The sequence below is a fragment of the Mesorhizobium sp. WSM4830 genome, assembly GCF_055811495.1.
In genome coordinates this window covers 74,327-92,407 of the sequence record NZ_JBVVQI010000022.1, presented here as the reverse complement: position 1 = coordinate 92,407, position 18,081 = coordinate 74,327, and the positions used below count along the sequence as shown (strand labels likewise).

Genomic DNA, 18,081 nt, shown 5'->3' with positions numbered 1-18,081 from the left:
GCGCCGCGCCAAAATTGAATTGGTTAAGAACTGCCAGCGTCGGGTCCAGCGAGATTCTTCTCGGCAAGGCTGATGATCCGCTTCAGATCCGGCACCACGAGCAGAAAATGGTCGGCCTCGGACGAATTGAAGGCCCCGGTGCGGGCATCGCGAAACATCGACAGGAACCACTTGTGTTTCTTCACCCAAAGTAGACGGCTGCCCACCACTCGCGGTGCCCAGGGCGCGCTATTCCTGATAGTAGGGGAGAAACCTTCTCTCCTCGGGGTGGTGAGTTCGTCCTCGACGGTGAAGCAGGTTGCGGGTTTCGCCCGCAGCCTCAACCCCTCGCAACGGGGATCGGGAGCACCTTCGATGTTCTTGAGCCAGAGCGCCGAAAATTCAGCATGTTCCGTCGAATCGGCCGTCGGTGTGGTCCGCTTGCGCTGGTCGCTCCGGAAAGGATAGGTGTCGTCACAGGCGCGAATGACACAATTCGTAGCGCCTAGGGCATCGGCAAGGTTTTGAAGCGCCTCCGGCCACCGTCCGAATTCGAAAGCGGCGTCGTAGCAATCCTCGATCGCGGGCGCGATTGCCCTATTGGCAGCCATTTAAGTCTACCCTGGCGATGGATGCCCACCACACGCGTTCATAAGTACCACAGATCCGGCAAAACCAAGAATCCCGGTCGGATCTTCAGGGGTTGACACGGCCAGCCATTTCGGGGCGCCGTTTAATCAGCACAATGTTAAGGTCGATTATCCGCTGCAAAGGTTGGCCCTTGACGCGGACCGGTCAATCTTGGGCGCGAAAAATTGGCGGCTAAGCGCCTGATTGTCGCCGTCCAGCCATCAGTTCGCCATCCTGGAAGCTGCCGTGCGTTCATCTTCGGCAGATGTTGCGCTCGGACGGCACCGAGAAGGGGACTTCCCCTTCGACAGCTTTTGGCAGGATCGGCGTTAATAGCTGCCTATCGGGAGGCACGCCGACATGACGGATTTGATTACTGTCTGGCGGCGACATCATGCTGCCGATTGGATGGAGATGAAGATCCGTAAGGGCGAGACGCCCCTCGCGAACGGCGACATAAACGGCGACTAAATAAAGTGACGCGTACCCGATGATGACCTTGGCCTCATATCCCAGCTTGGCTAGAGTTCGTAGCATGCTGAAAGCCATTCACCACGTAGCGCTCATCTGCACCGACTACGACCGGTCGCGACGGTTCTACGTCGAACTCCTCGGCCTCGATCTGATCCGGGAGGTCTATCGGGAAGAGCGGCAGTCATGGAAGACCGACCTGCGGATCGGGTCCGTCCAGCTGGAATTGTTCTCCTTCCCTGCACCAGTGATGCGGCCGTCCCACCCAGAGGCGACAGGCCTGAGACATCTGGCATTTGCCGTGGCGAAGCTTGATCCTGTAATTATGCGCCTGGAAGCCGCTGGCGTTGCTGTTGAGCCAATCCGGATCGACCCATATACAGACCAACGGTTTACCTTTTTCAGCGACCCAGACGGATTGCCGCTGGAGCTCTACGAAGCCCCATAAAGAACGATTCGCCTTCGCGACCACGTCGTCGAAGGTGGGGGCGCCAAATCTACCGCCTTTTTGATAACGGCTGGTTGCAGGAACGGCACTCGGCTCCTCTCCTCCAACGACGGTCTCTTGCTAGAAGTGACCGCCCTGACCGATGATTTCGACCGGCGTCAGTCCGCAGATACAACCAGCCTGCGAACTGCAATGCGCCTCATATCGACCGCCGAGGGCGGCCAGCGAGATGCTCGACGGCAGACATCGTCCCCTAAAGACGCCTTGCCGGCGATATAGAGGGCCCCGCCTTGGGGCTAGAAGAGCACCGGCAAATTGCCTTCTACGCTGCGCCTGCGATCTCAAGAACTGACCAAGCCGACGGCCGGCCGGGCCTTGTTCCTGAAAAATTTGCCGTGGGCGTTTTAACAAAACGTAACCGGGGTTTGCGGACAAATTCGGAACAATGCCTTTCGGCTGGGGTTTATCAGGATGAAGGGACCGAGGTTCCGAGGAGAAATCAGATGAAACATCTTCTGATCACGAGCATGATCGCGCTCGGCGTCGGTTGCGGCGCCGCGATGGCGCAGACTGAATCCGCGCAGCCGAGCGGAGGCGACAATTGCGCCGCTGGCCAGGCCGACTGCCAGAAGGGCGGCAAGGCGGGCGAGCAGGCCCAGGGCAAGATGAAGTCGCAGACCGAGCAGAATGCTCAGGGCAAGGCCAGCGCCAACACCGAGGAGCAGGCTCACGGTAAGGCCAAGGTAAAGACCGATGAGCAGGCCCAGGGCAAGGCCGGCACCAGCACCGAGCAGCAGACTCAGGGCAAGACGAAGATGAAGACCAGCGAGCAGGCCCAGGGTCAGGCTGGCACCAAGACCGAAGAGCAGGCTCAGGGTACGGCCAAGTGCCAGACCGGCATGGCCAACTGCCCGAAGGGTTCGAAGACGAACGAGCAGGCCCAGGGCAAGACCAAGATGAAGACTACTGAGCAGAATGCCCAGGGCACGACCGGCACAACCACTGAGCAGAACGCGCAGAGCAAGACCGGCACAACCACTGAGCAGAACGCCCAGGGTACGACCAAGATGCAGACCCAGCAGAATGCCCAGGGCAAGACCGGTACAACCACCGAGCAGAACGCCCAGGGCAACACCAAGGTCCAGACCGACGAGAACAAGACGGCCTCGATCAACAACGTGACGGTCGAGCAGAAGACGCAGATCACGCAGATCATCCACGAGACCCACGTCCAGCCGGTCGCGAGTGTCGACTTCGACGTCTCAGTCGGCGTCGAGGTGCCGCGGCATAAGATCCGCCTGCACCGACTGCCGCCCCGTATCGTCAAGATCGTCCCGGCTTATGAACGCTACGAGTATTTCGTGCTGGCCGACGGACGCATCGTCATCGTCGATCCGGACACCTACGAGATCGTGGCGATCCTTGAGGCCTGATCGGGGGAGAACATTGCGAAAGCAAAAGGTCCGCCGTGCCGCAAGGCTCGGCGGCATCTTTTTGCCCGGCCGCGAAATGCGAGGGATGCCGGATGAAACCGAATGGCTTAAGACGAGCGGCCGATCGTTTCGCTTCCAACCGGCCGATCGGGCGGGGGTAATCGATACCAAGCGGGACGGCACTAGACCTCGCCGACCGCGTTGACGATCGTTAACTATTGCGAGGGCCACGCGCGAGGCCGAAACGCCCGAGGAATTCGCCGCAGCCCTACGCCAGACCGATGCTTGGCATGTCGAGCAGGGCTACGGGAGCGCCCGGATCGATCCCGGCTTTGATCCGCCAATGAGGGCCGCCTTCGAGGCGATCGGCCTCGGTGACATGCTCCCCGATCTTGGCTAAATCCCGGATCGCCCTTGTGCTGGCAGCTAGCCTACTCGGGGCTACCGCACACGCAGCCGAACCGCCCTCAATGCGAGCGCGACGTGCGGTTCGCGATCTCTACTTACCCCACGCGCCAATCGCGCGCAGCGGGCTCGTTCTCCGGCCCCATACCCGTCGTTGAAAGGTTCTGCAATTCGCGATCGACTGGGGTTCCTGGAAGCTTTTCAAAGTTTCTGCCTCGCCCCACCAGCCGACTGCGGGCTCTGGTGAAGAAGGTCGGGATGCACGAATCTCATGTGGGGCAAGCTTGATCGACGCACTCGCGCATCGGAATTCAGATGGGGCCTTCGCTTGGTTTCCGGGGTGGCCACCCGCCCGCTTCGTCGCCCCGTTCCGAGTCTCTTTGGGGCGGACTGACCGTGCGGCGCGCTGGCGCAATGCGCCTTTCAAGGTTAGCGCTGGACCACGTCACCTCGTCGGGGTCGCCTTCGAGCGTATCGCTGACCGGCTTTGGCTCACCGCCGATCGGCAGGCCGTCGGAGCCCGTGCAACCATGCCTCGGGATGCTCGGCCCACTAGTCATTCGTCATCAAATCGACGGGCAAGCCTCACGATCGAATTTGCATGAGTCACCGATCAACGATTGGTCAGGAAAATCGCTTCCTCTTCGTCGCGCTGCCTGCCGCCAAGTGCTGCAGCCGCGCTGGCAATGAAGGCCCCGACGACCAGCGACAGCGCGCCGATCAGCGAGAAGGTGGCGCCTGCCTTTCTGGCAGTGTCGGCCGCCTGCTGAGCCTTAACCTTGGCGTCCTGCGCTTTGGCGATTACTGCATCGACACGAGCGGTGGCATCGGCTTCGGACAGACCTGTGCGGGCGGCCACCAGCCGCGACAGATAGGTCTTGTCTTCGGCCGATATTTCGCCTGCTGCGGCACTCGCGATCAGAATGCGCGATGCCTGCGCCGTTGCCGCGGCGTCGCTCTCCGGGTTGGCGGCAGCGAGCCTTGCCGGATCGGCCGGGCGGAACAGCGTATCGACGAAATACGATGTGGCGTTGTCGGTCGAGGCGCCACCAGCGTTTGCAGTTGCACCTGCCGAAGCGCCCATTGCCGCGCCGGATGCCACAGTCGAAGCAGCCTGCACACCGGTGCCTATCGCGGCCGAAAGAGCCGTGCCGAGCACCCCGGCGACGAGCAGCGTCGCAAGCGCCCAGGCCAGGAAGCCGTGAGCGGTATCGCGGAAGAACACTTCATCGGTGTGGATGCCGACCCATTTGGTGCGCAGCCGCCCGGCAAGGTAGCCGCCGACGCCCGATGACAGCCATTGCACGACGATCAGCCAAACGGCGGTGGAAACGGCGAAAGTGGTGACTGACGCACCCGAGCCGGACCATGGCGACACCATGCTCAGCCCAAGCCCGGAGCCGAGCAGCATCAGAATGAAGGTAAGTGTCGAGGCAGCAAAGGCCCCGGCGACGATTGGCCCCCAGCTGACGGCGGGGGAAGAGGACTCCGTCGGTGCGGAAACGTCGACAGTCGTTAGGGTGGACGGCATCGAAGCCCCCTACCTTGCGAACAGCATGATCAGAATAATGATCGGAATCGGGACTCCGAGAAGCCAGAGCAAAATGCCACGTCCCATGGATGCCTCCTGCGGGGATTGTGATCAACTACAATGCCTCGAAAGCTTTTCCGTTCCGGCGGCCCTTGTGGTCTCTGTTGCAATGCAGCAGACAGCATTGGTGCGCCGACGCGCACCAATGTACATCATATCTGCCGATCGGGCTCTGGATCGCGGCTCAGATATCCAGATTGGCGACCGACAGCGCGTTTTCCTGGATGAATTCGCGCCTTGGCTCGACTTCGTCGCCCATCAACCGTGAAAACAATGAGTCCGCATCGGTCGCGTCATTGACCTTGACCTGTAAGAGCGGGCGCATTCGGGTCGAGCGTCGTTTCCCAGAGCTGCTCGGCGTTCATTTCGCCAAGGCCCTTGTAGCGCTGCATGGTCAGGCCGGGGTGGCGACTCGGCTGCACATGCTGCGGCTGTGAAACAGCGCCGGAGGCAGACGATGGAACTCTCTTTTGTGAACTGGACGTGGCGATGGACGAGACGGCGGTTTGCGTCGACGACGACCATGGCGCGGTGCACCTGGAGGCAGCCGTGGTGACCGATCCAGGAGGCGCTGTTGCGGTGCTGAAGCCGTTTCTAGCGCGCCTGCGCCGCGTCGGCCACGAAGCCGGCCCGCTGTCGCCGTGGCTGCATCAGGAACTGAAGAACTCGGCCTGCCGGCGATCTGCCTGGAGACGGTGCATGCGCGCGCCGTGATACAAAGGAGAAGCAAATGGACGGTGAGTCAGTTCGACGTGCCGCTCCGACAGTTTCGGCGCGGTCTCAGGCGTCCAAAGACTCAGAGGTTGGGCGGAACTTCTCGGTCGTCCTACCGACCAGTCGCCCGAGCAGCGCCAAAGCGGGCATGCTGTCCAGCGTCTCGGTAAGTTCTGTGCTGATCCGGAGTTCGATCATCCTTGCAATTGTGGAGTATAGTTCCAGCTTTGCAAGGCAAGGGCGTTAATAGCGCCGACGTCTTGGCGAGATTGGCCTGAACCGATCCCGCCAATGCTGACCCGGTTCATGACAACTGACAGTGCGTTTGCCGGGGCCCGACACACTCCGAAACCGGGTGACTGTTCGGGTTATGCGGGTCGGATGACTGTCAGGACGAATATCGATCGCGCAGGAATGAGATGAAGGTCGGCAGGGCAGGATTGGCGTTGTCGGGGTGCCAACGGGCCAAACTGGAGATCTGGATTGGTTTGCCGCCGATCCGCAGCTTGCGACAGACCGCATCGTGAGGAACACTGTCGGCATCTCGATCGTGGATCAGAGCGACTCCAAGCCCGTTTCCGACAAGGCGCAAAAGGATGCCGGCACTGACGTGATGTTCGACGATTGGAGGAAACTGCACGCCGCGTCCAACAGCGTCGGCGAGCTGAAATGCTTCGCCCCTGCGCACCAGCAACGTTTCCTGGTGCAATTCGTGCCACTCGATCACGGAACGGCTGGCTAGAGAATGATTTGAGGCAAGGACGACAGCCAGCGTGTCTTTCCACAGCGTCAATTCGAACGCGCCGCCGGTAAACCGGGAGGAGGAGGTCACGACCAGGTCGACCCGGGTGGCACCCAGAGCAGCCTCAGGCGAAGGATAAGGACTCTCTGTCAAGCTGACGGTCACATTGGGATGAGATTGCCCGAACTCGATGATTGCATCCAAGGCCCGCCCGGCGAGGATGATCCCGTTGGAGCCGATGCAAAGCTTTTGGTGTTCATCTTTGGTGCCGGACCTGGCCAGAGTGAGCGTGTTGTCGAGCTCGAGCAGCACGGAGCGCAGACGCTCCAGGAAGCGTTCGCCGGCCGGGGTTGGGCCGACGCCGCGAGCATGGCGATGGAATATCCTCGTACCTACCGCGAATTCCAGGTCGCGGATGCGCCGGCTGAGCGCGGTGTGATCGATCCCTGTGCGTCGGGAGGCGCGAAGAAAGCTGCCCTCCTCCGCGACCACAAGTGCATAATTGAGGGTCGCAAGTTGGATGGAGCTCCGCATCTCTGCTCAAAGTCAAGTTGGCGACAAGACGCGTTTGAGCGCTTTTGGCCGCTGCCGGCTATCGCCAAATCTCAGTATTGACACGAGGTGAGCAGTCCGACCCTCCTTACAAGAACAATAATGAAGACACGGTGCATGGCGCACTGATTTCGGAACGGTTGTCCGCATGGCCAACCGATGTCTGCTAGTGTTGCTGTATCTAGTCCAGTATTTGACGCACCAATTGGACCGCTTATCCCGTTCGCTCACGTGGCCACAGTATATGCGTGCTGCGTCTGTCCCCCTTCTCCCGGTCGATTAGCGTAGACTGGGCCAAGGTGGCACGATTCGGGCCAGCATCCCGCCAAGCGGGGATCGGTTAGGCCTTGACGCTCGCCAGCACCCGACATACTTTCTATAAGCAACTTGCGTAGAGATCGCATGTGCAGCCCGATGATATCGAACTCATTCTGGACGCTGACATTTCGGAGGACCCATGCCTCCTCTTTGATGTCGTCACGCCGGATGGCGTGCTTCAGCTCTTGGGGGACGTGGATATGGGCAGCAACCATCTGGTCGTCCGTGACCTCCATATTGGGGGCGATGCCCAGGTCCAGTGGGGTTGGTCCAAATTGCGCAAGCTCGGTCGAGTGATCGCGGAGAAGCTTAATGTCGACTACATCGAAGTTCATGGAGCGGTTCGGACAACGGGTGCGAACCCGGGACGTCGTCCGGGTGTCGTCAGGCTCTCCCGTCCGGCTGAGCCTCAGCTTTCTACACGGCGCAAATACTCCTGAGGCTGCTCGGGCTCTCGTCAGGAGACAGCTGCCGCTGAGGACGGCCCACGCGGTCCTGACGGCGATGGTTGATCAAGGCAAGGCATTCGTGACGGTTCCTTGCGTCGACGACCTTCGGGCACTGAAGGATGAACTCTCGTCCGCAGGAGTGATCGCGAAGGTTCATGCGCCGCGGCCGATAAGCGTTCGCGAAGTCCGGGATCGCACGAAGCTATCCCAGGAGGCGTTCTCCGTGAGGTATGGCCTCGATCTGGCAACGCTTCGAAACTGGGAGCAAGGTCGCTCGGAACCGGATGCTGCGGCGAATACGCTCCTATGGACCATTGCCCGGAACCCAGGAGCAGTCGAAGAATCCCTCGACATGGAGGACGAAGTGGCTGCCCCGCCGCCATAGCGAGGGGCCGTCGGAACGGCCACTCCAGCGCGCGGCTACTCGGTCGCCAACGCGGCGGGCCGCCGGACGGGAGGCAACGCCAGTATCCGGGTATGAGCGGATCCGGCCTGGTGTAGCGCCTTCCCGTCAGCCGTTCCTCGCCTGGCCGCCGCTGCGCCAGCACTGGCCGCTCTGCCTTTCGGCGCGTGTAATGGCGCCGCTCATCGAACTCTCGCACGCCGTCGAAATCCCATTGGAAGCCGCCATACGCGTCAGGATCCTCCTCCTTGAGGCGACCCACCCACCAGGTGAGTTCCTCCAGTACCTTCATCCTGTGGACGCGGTAGTAGCTCGCGAGATCCTGCACGATTATCCGTTTGTTCGGGTGGCACGTTTTCGCCGATATGCTCTTTCTTTCACTGCGTCGTATCGCCGACAATGCCGCGGTAGGTGACGGGCTCGAGTCGCTAGCCTATCCCGAGCATCGTTTCCATTGCGCTGAAAATGGCGCCGCCGGTTCCAGCGGAAAGCGAACTCGCCGAGGTAGGCGTCGAGATGCTTTTCCCGGAAGCTATGGACTGTGCCAGCGCCCAGCGCTCCAGGTTCGCAAAAACGACGTGAATCCACTTGAAAAGGATGTCGGCGGGCATGGTCCTATTGCTCAGATTGACCCTCCTGAGACGACGGCCGGGCACCTTGCCGTACGACGCAAGGGAATCCGTCTGCAACGCCGCTCCGGGAAGGGTGTTCGCTACCACGAACGGAACGATGCTTTGAGTCGACCGGTCCGCAATGCGCGCGAGCCTGATGCGTCCGACCCCATGGTTGCCGACTGTCTCGACCGCTCCAGCGATCCATATCTGGTTTGCTTGTGCTGCTCCGCCACCCCTCTCCAGCGCGTCCTCCTTGCGCCAATACGGGATGGCGGACTCGTCCACCAGCCAGGCGGTTTGTGTAGGAGACGCCCAGCTTAGTTAGGCTGGAGCTGCGGCATCGAAATGGAATTGGAGTGCGTCGCCATCAGGTACGCAGCCAGGAACCACTTGCGCAGCGGCAGGTGCGTGCCCTGCATGACCGTCCCGGCGATCACCGAGGTCTGCTTGCGGCACCCAGGCCTCTCCCCTTTGCCCGCGCGTTCGAAAAGCCACGGCCGCGCCTCGAGGGGCCATGCTTTCCTGGAACCGCAGCGTGGGCATGCGAAGCCGCCCGGCCAGCGCTTTTTGAAGAGGTAATTGGCGGATGCGTAATCGTCGCGGAAAGTCTCCACGAACTTCTCGATCGACGGTGGCTTGTCGTTCTTCCACCGGTCGGAAACAGCGCCTCGCCATGCCGACGCCAATAGGGCAGGCGAGGCGATCCGTCAGCAACAATCGCTAGATATGGTTAGCACCTAAGCGAACGGGATAAGCGGTCCAATTGATGGGGCGATCTTGTCGGTATCTTTGCATGATGCGCCGCCAGTGGCGCTACCAAGATTTGGCGAGTGACAGCATGGATCAGTCATACGCATCATCTGCCAAGTTCCAGGTGAGGAGATGACGTAGTGACAAAGACAGGGATGCCGAGATCCGGCCATCGGACAAATTCGAGCAACATCAACAACGAGACTATCAGGCTGCCTCTGGCGGTAGGAGTCGGACGAGCGCACGCCCATCATGGGGAATTCCTCCAAGGCGCCTTTGAGGGGGAAAACGGAAGGCTTTGTCGCGGACTTCTAACCCTGCCGCTCACTTCGCAAGAGTCGCTAGCGACCTTCTGGCCGCATGAACAAATTGGGATTCGACCGCGGCCTGCAAACCGGACCAAAGCGGCACGCGCCGCGGCCCTCACGCTGGAGCATATCGGAGTAGCTGGAGGAGGTGGAGAACTTACGATCGAAAGCCCTATTATGATCGGGCACGGCTATGGCTCCTCGACCGCAGACGTCATTGCTGCAATTCGTGCGGTGGCAGCTGCAGCAGGCCTCACGCTGCGCCAGTCAACAATTGCGCGACTGGCGGTGGCCGCGGAAGGCGCAAGTGACGCCATTGCCTATGGCGACCAACCTATCCTTTTCGCCCACCGGGAGGGCCGTACGATAGAACATTTTGGTGGCGAGTTCCCGCCCCTTCTCTTGGTGGGTTTCAGGGACGGCGGGGCCCGGCCGATCGATACGCTGAGCATGCCGCGGGCACGCTATGATGGTGAGGAAATCGGGCTGTTCCGTGTTCTGCGGGGACTGGCGAACCGCTCCATCCGGGAACAAGATCCCCGCCTGCTTGGACGTGTCGCAACCATCAGCGCCAGTATCAGTCAGAGGCATCTGCCGAAGGCATCCTTCAATACCGTTTTGGATATAGCGCGGGCGCATGACGCGTGCGGCGTGCAGGTGGCCCACAGCGGAACATTGATCGGCATCCTTGTGGATGCGGCTGCGCCCAGGGCCGCCACGCGCGCTGCTGAGCTCGCAAGGCAGGTGAGCGGCGCAGGCCTCCAAGGCGTCCATATGTTTGCCCTTAATGCCGAAATGGGGCTAATCCAGTGAGCGCGGCGCAAGACTATTTACGCGCCTATGAGACGCCGCGATTTGCCCAACTCGCACCCAACCTCAACGCCGCCTGCTTTTCCCTCATGAAGCTGATCCCCGCCCGGTTCATGGTCGATCAGGCGGAAGCGTCAGGGCGCCTCAGGCGGGAAGGTCACATCATCGAAACGACGTCGGGAACATTCGGCCTCGCCATCGCCATGCTGGCTGCGGCTCGTGGCTATGCGCTTACACTTGTCACGGCCTCCAGCCTCATCGACCTGAAGCTCAGGCGGCGACTGGAACAACTTGGTGCCAAAGTCATGGCCATCGACGATCCTCAGGGAGACGGCAATCAGCGCGGCCGGCTCCAGTATCTTCAGCAGACCCTGCAAGATAGCCCGGGCACGTATTGGCCTCGACAATACGATAGTCCGGAAAACCGCCTTGCCTACGCGCGTCTCGCCGACCTCGTTGTTCGATCATTCGGCCGTATCGATTGCCTCGTCGGGTGCGTGGGCACTGGCGGATCGCTCTGTGGAACCGGAGGCTTCCTGCGTGAGCTCTTTCCTGATCTCAGGATGATTGCTGTCGATACCCACAGAAGCATGCTCTTTGGCCAGCCTGTCGGACGTCGCATGCTGCGCGGGCTCGGCAACAGCGTTTTGCCGGACAATGTTCGTCATGAGATGATCGACGATATTCATTGGGTGGGCGCATTGCCGGCTTACGCGATGGCGCATGGGCTGTTTCGCGATCACGGGCTCTTCATGGGGCCGACCAGCGGCGCCGCAGCCTTGGTCGCCGCCTGGTTCGCCAGGCAAAATCCGGAAGCCTCCACCGTCGTGATAATGCCAGATGAAGGGCATCGTCATTCCGATACAGTCTACAACCCCGACTGGCTCGCCGGTTTGAAGGATTGGCCAATCTCAATTCCTCTTGAACCAACTGTTCTCACGCAAATTCGTCCGGCCGAAGAGACGGCATGGACGAGATTCCCTTGGAACCGCAGAACTTTAAACGCCGTCCTCGCAGGGCTGGGCGGCCTGTCCAATACGCAGTGACAGGTCCGAATCCAGACTAGGCGATAAGCCAACATCGGCCAGTAGTCAGACCGGGTGCATGACCCGGTGAAGAAAATCCCTAGTGCGTTCGTGTTTCGGATGTCGAAGCAGTTCCTTCGCCGGGCCTTGCTCAACGATCCTGCCGCCGTCGAGAAAGAGGACGCTGTCGGAAACCTCTCGCGCGAACTGAATTTCGTGCGTAACCACGAGCATGGTCATGTTCTCGTCTGCCAGCGCGCGCATGACCTGCAGGACCTCGCCGACCGTTTCGGGGTCTAGTGCGGAGGTGGGCTCGTCGAAAAGAATGGCCTGCGGGCGCATCGCCAGGGCGCGGGCGATGGCCACGCGCTGCTGCTGGCCCCCCGACAATGATGTGGGATAGGCATTCGTCTTGTCGGCCAGCCCGACGCGATTTAGCAATGCCATGGCCCGCTCGCGGACCTGGTTCCTGTTTTCCTTCAGCACGTAGAGCGGACCTTCCATGACGTTTTCCAGCGCCGTGCGATGCGGAAACAGATTGAAGCGTTGGAAGACCATGGAAACTCGGGTGCAGATGGCGTGAACCTGTGGCGAGGCGGCATCCACCACCGTGCCGTCGATGCTGATGCGACCGCGCTGATAGGTCTCAAGCCCGTTCACACATCGCAAAAGCGTCGATTTGCCGGAACCCGAGGGCCCAATCAGACATACGACCTGTCCCTTGGCGATCTCGGCGTTGATTCCCTTGAGGACTTCATGGGCGCCGAAGGACTTGTGCACGTCGTCGAAGGTGATCATCCCGCCGCTCCAAGATAGCTCTCGACCCTGCGCATAAACAGGTTCAGCGGAACCGTCAGGCACAGGTAAAGCAGTGCCACCAGGGTAAAAACTGTCATGTTGTCGAAAGTGGACGACGCAAGCATCTTACCTTGCATGGTCAACTCCTGAACCGAAATCACCGACACAAGCGAGGAGTCCTTCAGCAGCATGATCATGTTGTTGGCGTAAGGCGGCAGGATGATCTTAACTGCCTGCGGCAGCACGACGCGGCGCATCATCAACGGACGCTTCATCCCGATCGACTTTGCCGCTTCGACCTGACCCTTGTCGACCGCCTCGATGCCCGCCCGGAAGGTTTCCCCGAGATAGCAGGAGTGAGCCAGGCCCAGTCCGATCGTGCCAGCCTGGAGCGCGGTCAGGTTGATGCCGATCTCGGGCGCGACAAAGTAGATATAAAAGAGAACCACCAGCAGTGGTATGCCGCGAACGAAGTCGACAAGGAGCCGCGTCGGCACGGCGAGATAGCGTATCCCCGATGTCCTGAACAGCGCCCAGACAAGTCCGAGCGCTGTCGCCAGACACAGCGCAAGAAGGGTTATCATGACGGTCAGCCAAACGCCTTGAAGAAGAAGCGGTAGATATTCCGTTGCGTGCGCGATGAAATTGGTCATGGCCGGCTTCCTCTTGGCACGTTCCCCGGCTCTCACAGCCGGTCATTGCTATGCGATCCTATGGTCCTGCCAGCCGACGCTTGTTTCGAGCTCGATGGGGATGGCTTCAGAGGCCATATTTGGCAAAAATTCGGCTTAATTCGCCGCTTTCCTTCAGCTTGGCGATGGAGGCATTCACCTTTTCGAGAAGCTGCGGATTTTCCTTGGCGACCGCCAACGCGACTTCGCCTTGCTTCATCGGTCGATAGCCGTCGACGAGGCGAACACCCAGTTCGGGGTTCTTCGAAAGCTGATAAGCGACGATCGGGGCGTCACCAAAGCCGGCCTTGATGCGGCCCAGGACCACATCTCGCATCATGTCAGCGATTGAGTCGTAGAGCTTGACTTGACCGAAGACGCCAAGCGCTTCCAGAGCGTCGGCGTAGGTCGAGCCGATCTGCGCGCCGACAGTCTCTCCTCTCAACTCTTCGATCGTGTAGTTCTTGCTGTCGCCGGCAGCAACAAACATCGCCTCGCCATAGGCGTAAACCGGCGTGCTGAAATCGATCACCTGCTTGCGCTTGTCCGTTATGAACATGCTGGCGGAAATCAGATTGATCTTGTTGGTCGTCAGTGCCGGGATCAGGGCCGGAAAAGCGTTTACCTGGAAGTCGACGGTCGTGCCAAGGTTCGCGGCAATCGCACTTGCCAGATCGACCATCGCGCCAGTCGGCTTTCGGGTTGCGGTATCTACAAACGTGAACGGCACCCCGGTTGGCGTGACGCCGACCCTGAGGGTTTCCTCAGCCATCGCCTGAGTTGCCAATGCGATACCGATGGCAGCGAGCCAGCCAATGAGCGTTTTGCGAAGCATGAAAATTCCCCTTCCATTATTGAATCAAGGTTCCGCTCGCCAAGCGAGTTGAATTTGCCTCTCGTGGATAGCTTTTGGAAGTCGCAATACCGTCCGGTGGCGGACGGGATCATCAGTCGATCAGAAGTCGCATCTGTTCATGATCGCCTCTATCTTCTCTTCAGGATATCCTGGTCGCGCGTTGTTCATGAGAGGACGTGAAATAGTCACGGTCCCCGGCAAGGTGTTCCCAGGCTTCTGCAACTGACCGAAACGATTGTTGTGCTTGGTCAGGGCCGCTCGAACGATCCAAATCCTTGAGTCCGCTCGCGGTTACGATGGCAACGACGCTGTCCGACCGCGCGATCGTGCCCTCGCGTCTCAGGGATTCAATAGCCGCAAATGGCGTCACCGAGGCGAGCTCGGCAAAAACCCCCTCGGTGCCCGCAAGCTGCCGCTGCATGGCTATCAGGCCGAAATTGCCGACCGGCATCGCCATGCCACCAGATTCGCGCAGCGCGTTGAGCGCCTGAAACGTGCTTCGTGTGGTGCCGATCGAGATGGCCAGCGTGTCGAAGCCAGCGGGAACCTCGGCAACCAGATCGGCATTGTCGGCAAGCGCTTTGGCCAAAGACCCGTGCACTTCCGCCGCCACGAGTCTCGGCAACCGATCGACCCTGCCTTGGCTGAGAAGATCCTTGAATCCCGCCCAGAGCCCGGCAAGCGCGTCGCCATAGCAAACAGGCAAGGCGCACCAGTCCGGCACGGCTCCATGCATCTGTTCGACGATCTCGTAGGCGAGGGTTTTGTAGCCTTCGATCCCGACCGGATGACTGCCCACCACGGGGCTGTGAAACGGCGACGTCGCAAACCATCCGAGGCGCTCAGTACCAGCGGCAAGCAAGGGCCAGCGATGGGATTTGTCGGCCAGGGATATGACGCTTGCACCGTATTTGCGGATCTGCGCCAACATTGCGCCGGCGGTGCCTGAGAATGTGACAACGACGCATTTCAGGCCCGCCCGTGCAGCATAGGCGGCAAGTGAGGCCCCGGCGTTGCCCGACGAAGCAGTCGCCACGACGCGTGCACCACTCAAACGTGCCATGGACACCGCCACGGTCGAGAAGCGGTCCTTGTGGGACCACGTGGGGTTTGCGCCCTCGTCCTTGATAAGAAGCTTGGGGACTCCGAGCTGCTTTCCCAGCCTCTCGGCGCTCAGCAGCGGCGTCAGGCCCTCGCCCAGCGAGATTGCATCGCTGAGCCCACAAGGAAGCATGTCGGCATAGCGCCACAGCGAGGGCAGCGCGGCGCCCGCTGCGGAACCGGCCGATGTTGCGCTGGATGGATCGTAGATTACCTTAAGATTGGCTGGCGCTTCGGCGCAGCATATCGGGCAGCCGCGTGAATCAATTTTGGTATCGCTGGGGAACAAGGCGCCGCATCGAATACAGGAAAAACCTGCCGCGCGGCTCATGACGGCACCCGGGTGATTGCATCGTGCGTCTCTGTCAGCCGCTCCACTCCGCCCTGGCGAACAACCACCATGTCCTCTACCTGGAGCCCCCAGCGGCCGATTTCGTAGTAGGGGGTCTCCACGCACAGCACCATTCCTTCTTCAAGGACGTCGGTACTCCCCGCCGAGAGCGTCGGCGCATCGTAACCATCAAGGCCGATGCCGTGGCCGACGTGATCGCGCTCGTAGTGGGCAATTCCTTCGCGCTGGACCACACGCACCACCGCCTCGAAGAGCCGTGCTGCTGCCATGCCGGGCCGGATAATGTCGCAGGCATGCTGAACGCCGTGCAGGAGGGCCTGCTGAAGCCGATGCGCCTGCGGCGGCGGCTCGCCCAGCGTGGCGATGCGGGCAATGTCGGCCCGGTAGTGCCGAAACCGGCCACCGACGTCGAAGCGGATGATTTCTCCAGCCCGCAACTTGCGGTCGGACGGCTGGACGTTCATGAGTGCGCTGCGTTCGCCAAAGCCGATGCATCCCAGTACGGGCAGGGCGCCTTCCTCGACCGTCCTGACGTGAAAAGCGCGCGCCAGATCTGCTTCGGTGGCGCCTTCCTGAGCAACGGCGAGTGCTGCTTGAATGGAGCGTTCGGCAATCTGGGCAACTTGGCCGAGCCGTTCGATCTCATCTGCCGTCTTTATAGCACGAACCTCGCGAAGCAACGCGGTGGCTGGTAGGAACGACGCATTGAGAAAATGGGCTCTGAGGATTTCCAGGTATCCTGGCGCGAGCCCCGCCTCGTCTACGCCGATCCGCCCGCGGCCGAGCTGGGCTTCTTCCAGTGCGGCGATCAGAGCCGTAATGGCATCGCGATGCCTCGGCAGTTCGCGAAGCTGGAGGTGTCGTTCACTGGCGCGGTCCATGGCGGTCGAGGAACCCACATCGGCGTAAAAGTCGCCATAGCGCCGCACCTTGCTTACCCAGACGTCCTGATCGGCAACGAGGTCGAGAGTGCTGGTGCTGGCGATGATTTCAGGCGCGCCCTTGTCAGGCGCCGGCCAAACCACATAGGCCTGCGGGCCACGACGGATCCATTGCGGCAGAGCCCAGAAGCCGCTCATATAGGTCACGTTTTCCGGCGTCGTGGCTATAACGGCATCAAGCTCGGCTGCCGACATGCGTTGTTTCAGGCGGGCTTCGTTAAGCAACATGGTGGGATTCCCGAGCCTGTTTTGCTTCCGGAAAGCCGAGGCCGGCAGAGATGCGCGCCGCAGCCGCCATTACTGCCTCACCAATCTCGGCGATCTCCACATGCGGCCCTACAGACCGGGGGTAGGCCACACTTATCGCCGCGATGATCATTCCTGATGCATCGCGAAGCGGTGCGCCGACCGCGATCAACCCGGTAAAGTTCTCGTCCAGGGAGGTTGTGTAGCCGATAGACTCGGAGGCTCTGATTTGGACCACGAGCTTGTGCGGGTCCGTGACGGTGCGTACGGCAACCTGCTCCAGCGGACCCCGTCCGAGAATTCCAACGACTGCTTCGCCGCTCAGCTCCATCAGGAGTGCCTTGCCGAGTGCGGTGGAGTGCAATGGGAACGTTTCGCCGGGTGACGAGCGAATGACGACCGGACTCTTGCTTTGCACGGTCAGGAGATAAATACCGCGATTGCCCCGCCTGATGCCCAGGAATGCGTTGAAGCAACCTTCGGCGGCGAGCGCCTGCAGTTCGATTTCAGCCAAGCCGACCAGGCGATCTCTGCCCAGGATCTTCCGCGCCAGCGCCAGGACGGAGTGACCGAGCCGGTAGCGCCGCGAGTCTGGCGACTGCTCGACATAGCCCTGTTCTGCCAGGGTGTTGAGAATTCGCTGCACGGCGGGAGCACTCTGCTCAAGCCGGCGGGCGAGCTCGCGCACCCCGACAGCTTCGTCCGCGTCCTTGAGGACATTGAGAACCGCAAGCCCACGTTCCAACGAAAGATTTCCTGTCACTGGCGTTCCTTATTTCGGAATGGCGTTCCGCAATATGATGAGAAAAGCAGCAATGTCGGCGCCTGTCAATGACGAATGTTCACTATAGTGTGTCGTCCTAAAGTGTACGCAACGACGACCATGCCCTCATGGACCTACGGGTGGTTGTCGGCTTGAACGTACAAAGGATCCGGCGCGCACAAGCCCTTTCTCAAGAGGAACTGTCGTTCCGTTCAGGGTTCACGCGCGCCTATCTGAGTGGTCTCGAGGCCGGCCGGCGCAATCCCACAATTCTATCGCTTGCAAAGCTTGCCACTGCACTAAGCGTCGACATCGAGGAATTGATCAAACGGCCAGGCAAAGATGCCCCAGCAGTGACGCCGCGTGGGCGACGTAGCAGAAAATCGTGATCCTCCCGGCGCCTCCTGGCCCGGTGGATCAAGGGTTGCGACGGATGAGCTGCTCCTCGTCAACCTGCAATGCCAACGCCAGTACTTCCAAGGTATCGACGGTCGGTGAGTTCTCCTCCCGCTCCAGCTTGCCGACATAGTTGCGATCAAGGCCGGCAAGGTCCGCGAGCTGTTCCTGCGACAGGCCGGTGCCTTGGCGAAGCAACCTCAGATTGCGAGCAAAAACCGACCTGAGCCTCATACGGCGAGGCAGTCAGAACGCGCCCTTTAGTGCCACCTACTATAGTAGTCAAACGTCATGCCGCAGCTTGCAGTCGGGCCC

General features: G+C 60.7%; 20 protein-coding genes and 2 pseudogenes. 8 read left to right on the top strand and 14 right to left on the bottom strand.

Annotation, left to right across the window (positions count from 1 at the left end; translation table 11 throughout):
• Positions 1-23 precede the first annotated feature (23 nt).
• Positions 24-590, bottom strand: coding sequence for a hypothetical protein (locus AC0L2Y_RS24555; RefSeq protein ID WP_473560074.1), 567 nt, complete (start codon positions 588-590; stop codon positions 24-26).
• Between the two features lie 271 nt (positions 591-861).
• Positions 862-1,158, bottom strand: coding sequence for a hypothetical protein (locus tag AC0L2Y_RS24550; RefSeq protein ID WP_473560072.1), 297 nt, complete (start codon positions 1,156-1,158; stop codon positions 862-864).
• Between AC0L2Y_RS24550 and gloA2 the strand changes: the two genes are divergently transcribed.
• Together gloA2 and AC0L2Y_RS24540 are read left to right on the top strand one after the other, a co-directional pair.
• Positions 1,145-1,528, top strand: a complete 384-nt coding sequence (gene gloA2 / locus AC0L2Y_RS24545) for an SMU1112c/YaeR family gloxylase I-like metalloprotein (RefSeq protein WP_473560070.1) — start codon at positions 1,145-1,147, stop codon at positions 1,526-1,528. The genes AC0L2Y_RS24550 and gloA2 overlap by 14 nt on opposite strands.
• Before the next feature lie 503 nt (positions 1,529-2,031).
• Positions 2,032-2,961 (top strand): DUF1236 domain-containing protein, encoded by a 930-nt coding sequence (locus AC0L2Y_RS24540; protein ID WP_473560068.1) that lies wholly within the window; start codon positions 2,032-2,034, stop codon positions 2,959-2,961.
• A gap of 1,018 nt (positions 2,962-3,979) precedes the next feature.
• Here AC0L2Y_RS24540 and AC0L2Y_RS24535 read toward each other — a convergent pair.
• Together AC0L2Y_RS24535 and AC0L2Y_RS24530 are read right to left on the bottom strand one after the other, a co-directional pair.
• Positions 3,980-4,897, bottom strand: coding sequence for a hypothetical protein (locus AC0L2Y_RS24535; RefSeq protein ID WP_473560066.1), 918 nt, complete (start codon positions 4,895-4,897; stop codon positions 3,980-3,982).
• Positions 4,898-5,141: 244 nt separating this feature from the next.
• Positions 5,142-5,361: pseudogene (locus tag AC0L2Y_RS24530) on the bottom strand (hypothetical protein); the annotation flags it as partial.
• 85 nt (positions 5,362-5,446) lie between these two features.
• Between AC0L2Y_RS24530 and AC0L2Y_RS24525 the strand changes: the two are divergent.
• A pseudogene (locus AC0L2Y_RS24525) lies at positions 5,447-5,662 on the top strand (IS110 family transposase); the annotation flags it as partial.
• Between the two features lie 397 nt (positions 5,663-6,059).
• Here AC0L2Y_RS24525 and AC0L2Y_RS24520 read toward each other — a convergent pair.
• Positions 6,060-6,947 carry a LysR family transcriptional regulator gene (locus AC0L2Y_RS24520; protein ID WP_473560064.1) on the bottom strand — a complete coding sequence of 296 codons (888 nt, stop codon included), beginning with the start codon at positions 6,945-6,947 and terminating at the stop codon, positions 6,060-6,062.
• Between the two features lie 422 nt (positions 6,948-7,369).
• Between AC0L2Y_RS24520 and AC0L2Y_RS24515 the strand changes: the two genes are divergently transcribed.
• Positions 7,370-7,723 carry a hypothetical protein gene (locus AC0L2Y_RS24515; RefSeq protein WP_473560116.1) on the top strand — a complete coding sequence of 118 codons (354 nt, stop codon included), beginning with the start codon at positions 7,370-7,372 and terminating at the stop codon, positions 7,721-7,723.
• Entirely contained in the window at positions 7,617-8,117 is a 501-nt protein-coding gene (locus AC0L2Y_RS24510) for a helix-turn-helix domain-containing protein (RefSeq protein ID WP_473560110.1), read from the top strand. The genes AC0L2Y_RS24515 and AC0L2Y_RS24510 overlap by 107 nt, the downstream gene beginning before the upstream one ends.
• A 446-nt stretch (positions 8,118-8,563) precedes the next feature.
• Here AC0L2Y_RS24510 and AC0L2Y_RS24505 read toward each other — a convergent pair whose 3' ends face one another.
• The gene (locus tag AC0L2Y_RS24505; protein ID WP_473560062.1) at positions 8,564-9,034 is read right to left on the bottom strand and encodes a transposase; all 471 of its coding nucleotides are present in this window, start codon (positions 9,032-9,034) and stop codon (positions 8,564-8,566) included.
• A 32-nt stretch (positions 9,035-9,066) separates the two neighbouring features.
• Positions 9,067-9,363 carry a transposase gene (locus AC0L2Y_RS24500; protein WP_473560061.1) on the bottom strand — a complete coding sequence of 99 codons (297 nt, stop codon included), beginning with the start codon at positions 9,361-9,363 and terminating at the stop codon, positions 9,067-9,069.
• 291 nt (positions 9,364-9,654) lie between these two features.
• On the opposite strand from AC0L2Y_RS24500, the gene AC0L2Y_RS24495 reads away from it, so the two are divergent.
• Positions 9,655-10,620 carry a GHMP family kinase ATP-binding protein gene (locus AC0L2Y_RS24495; protein WP_473560107.1) on the top strand — a complete coding sequence of 322 codons (966 nt, stop codon included), beginning with the start codon at positions 9,655-9,657 and terminating at the stop codon, positions 10,618-10,620.
• Positions 10,617-11,663: a pyridoxal-phosphate dependent enzyme gene (locus AC0L2Y_RS24490; RefSeq protein ID WP_473560059.1), complete on the top strand. Its 1,047-nt coding sequence runs from the start codon at positions 10,617-10,619 to the stop codon at positions 11,661-11,663. The genes AC0L2Y_RS24495 and AC0L2Y_RS24490 overlap by 4 nt, the downstream gene beginning before the upstream one ends.
• Positions 11,664-11,708: 45 nt before the next feature.
• Here AC0L2Y_RS24490 and AC0L2Y_RS24485 read toward each other — a convergent pair whose 3' ends face one another.
• The 6 genes from AC0L2Y_RS24485 to AC0L2Y_RS24460 form a co-directional block, all read right to left on the bottom strand.
• Positions 11,709-12,440 (bottom strand): amino acid ABC transporter ATP-binding protein, encoded by a 732-nt coding sequence (locus AC0L2Y_RS24485; protein WP_473560057.1) that lies wholly within the window; start codon positions 12,438-12,440, stop codon positions 11,709-11,711.
• Complete coding sequence (locus tag AC0L2Y_RS24480; protein ID WP_473560055.1) at positions 12,437-13,093, bottom strand: amino acid ABC transporter permease; 657 nt, start codon at positions 13,091-13,093, stop codon at positions 12,437-12,439. The genes AC0L2Y_RS24485 and AC0L2Y_RS24480 overlap by 4 nt, the downstream gene beginning before the upstream one ends.
• Positions 13,094-13,199: 106 nt before the next feature.
• Positions 13,200-13,946, bottom strand: a complete 747-nt coding sequence (locus AC0L2Y_RS24475; protein ID WP_473560053.1) for an ABC transporter substrate-binding protein — start codon at positions 13,944-13,946, stop codon at positions 13,200-13,202.
• Positions 13,947-14,106: 160 nt separating this feature from the next.
• A complete protein-coding gene (locus AC0L2Y_RS24470; RefSeq protein WP_473560051.1) occupies positions 14,107-15,399 on the bottom strand; it encodes a threonine synthase in 1,293 nt (430 codons plus the stop codon).
• Complete coding sequence (locus tag AC0L2Y_RS24465; RefSeq protein WP_473560050.1) at positions 15,396-16,589, bottom strand: M24 family metallopeptidase; 1,194 nt, start codon at positions 16,587-16,589, stop codon at positions 15,396-15,398. The genes AC0L2Y_RS24470 and AC0L2Y_RS24465 overlap by 4 nt, the downstream gene beginning before the upstream one ends.
• Positions 16,579-17,352, bottom strand: a complete 774-nt coding sequence (locus AC0L2Y_RS24460; RefSeq protein ID WP_473560048.1) for an IclR family transcriptional regulator — start codon at positions 17,350-17,352, stop codon at positions 16,579-16,581. Before AC0L2Y_RS24460 ends, AC0L2Y_RS24465 begins: the two co-directional genes overlap by 11 nt.
• Before the next feature lie 146 nt (positions 17,353-17,498).
• On the opposite strand from AC0L2Y_RS24460, the gene AC0L2Y_RS24455 reads away from it, so the two are divergent.
• On the top strand, positions 17,499-17,759 hold the full coding sequence (locus tag AC0L2Y_RS24455) for a helix-turn-helix domain-containing protein (RefSeq protein WP_473560046.1): 261 nt from the start codon (positions 17,499-17,501) through the stop codon (positions 17,757-17,759).
• Positions 17,760-17,787: 28 nt separating this feature from the next.
• Here AC0L2Y_RS24455 and AC0L2Y_RS24450 read toward each other — a convergent pair whose 3' ends face one another.
• A complete protein-coding gene (locus tag AC0L2Y_RS24450) occupies positions 17,788-18,000 on the bottom strand; it encodes a helix-turn-helix domain-containing protein (RefSeq protein ID WP_473560044.1) in 213 nt (70 codons plus the stop codon).
• Between the last annotated feature and the right edge of the window lie 81 nt (positions 18,001-18,081).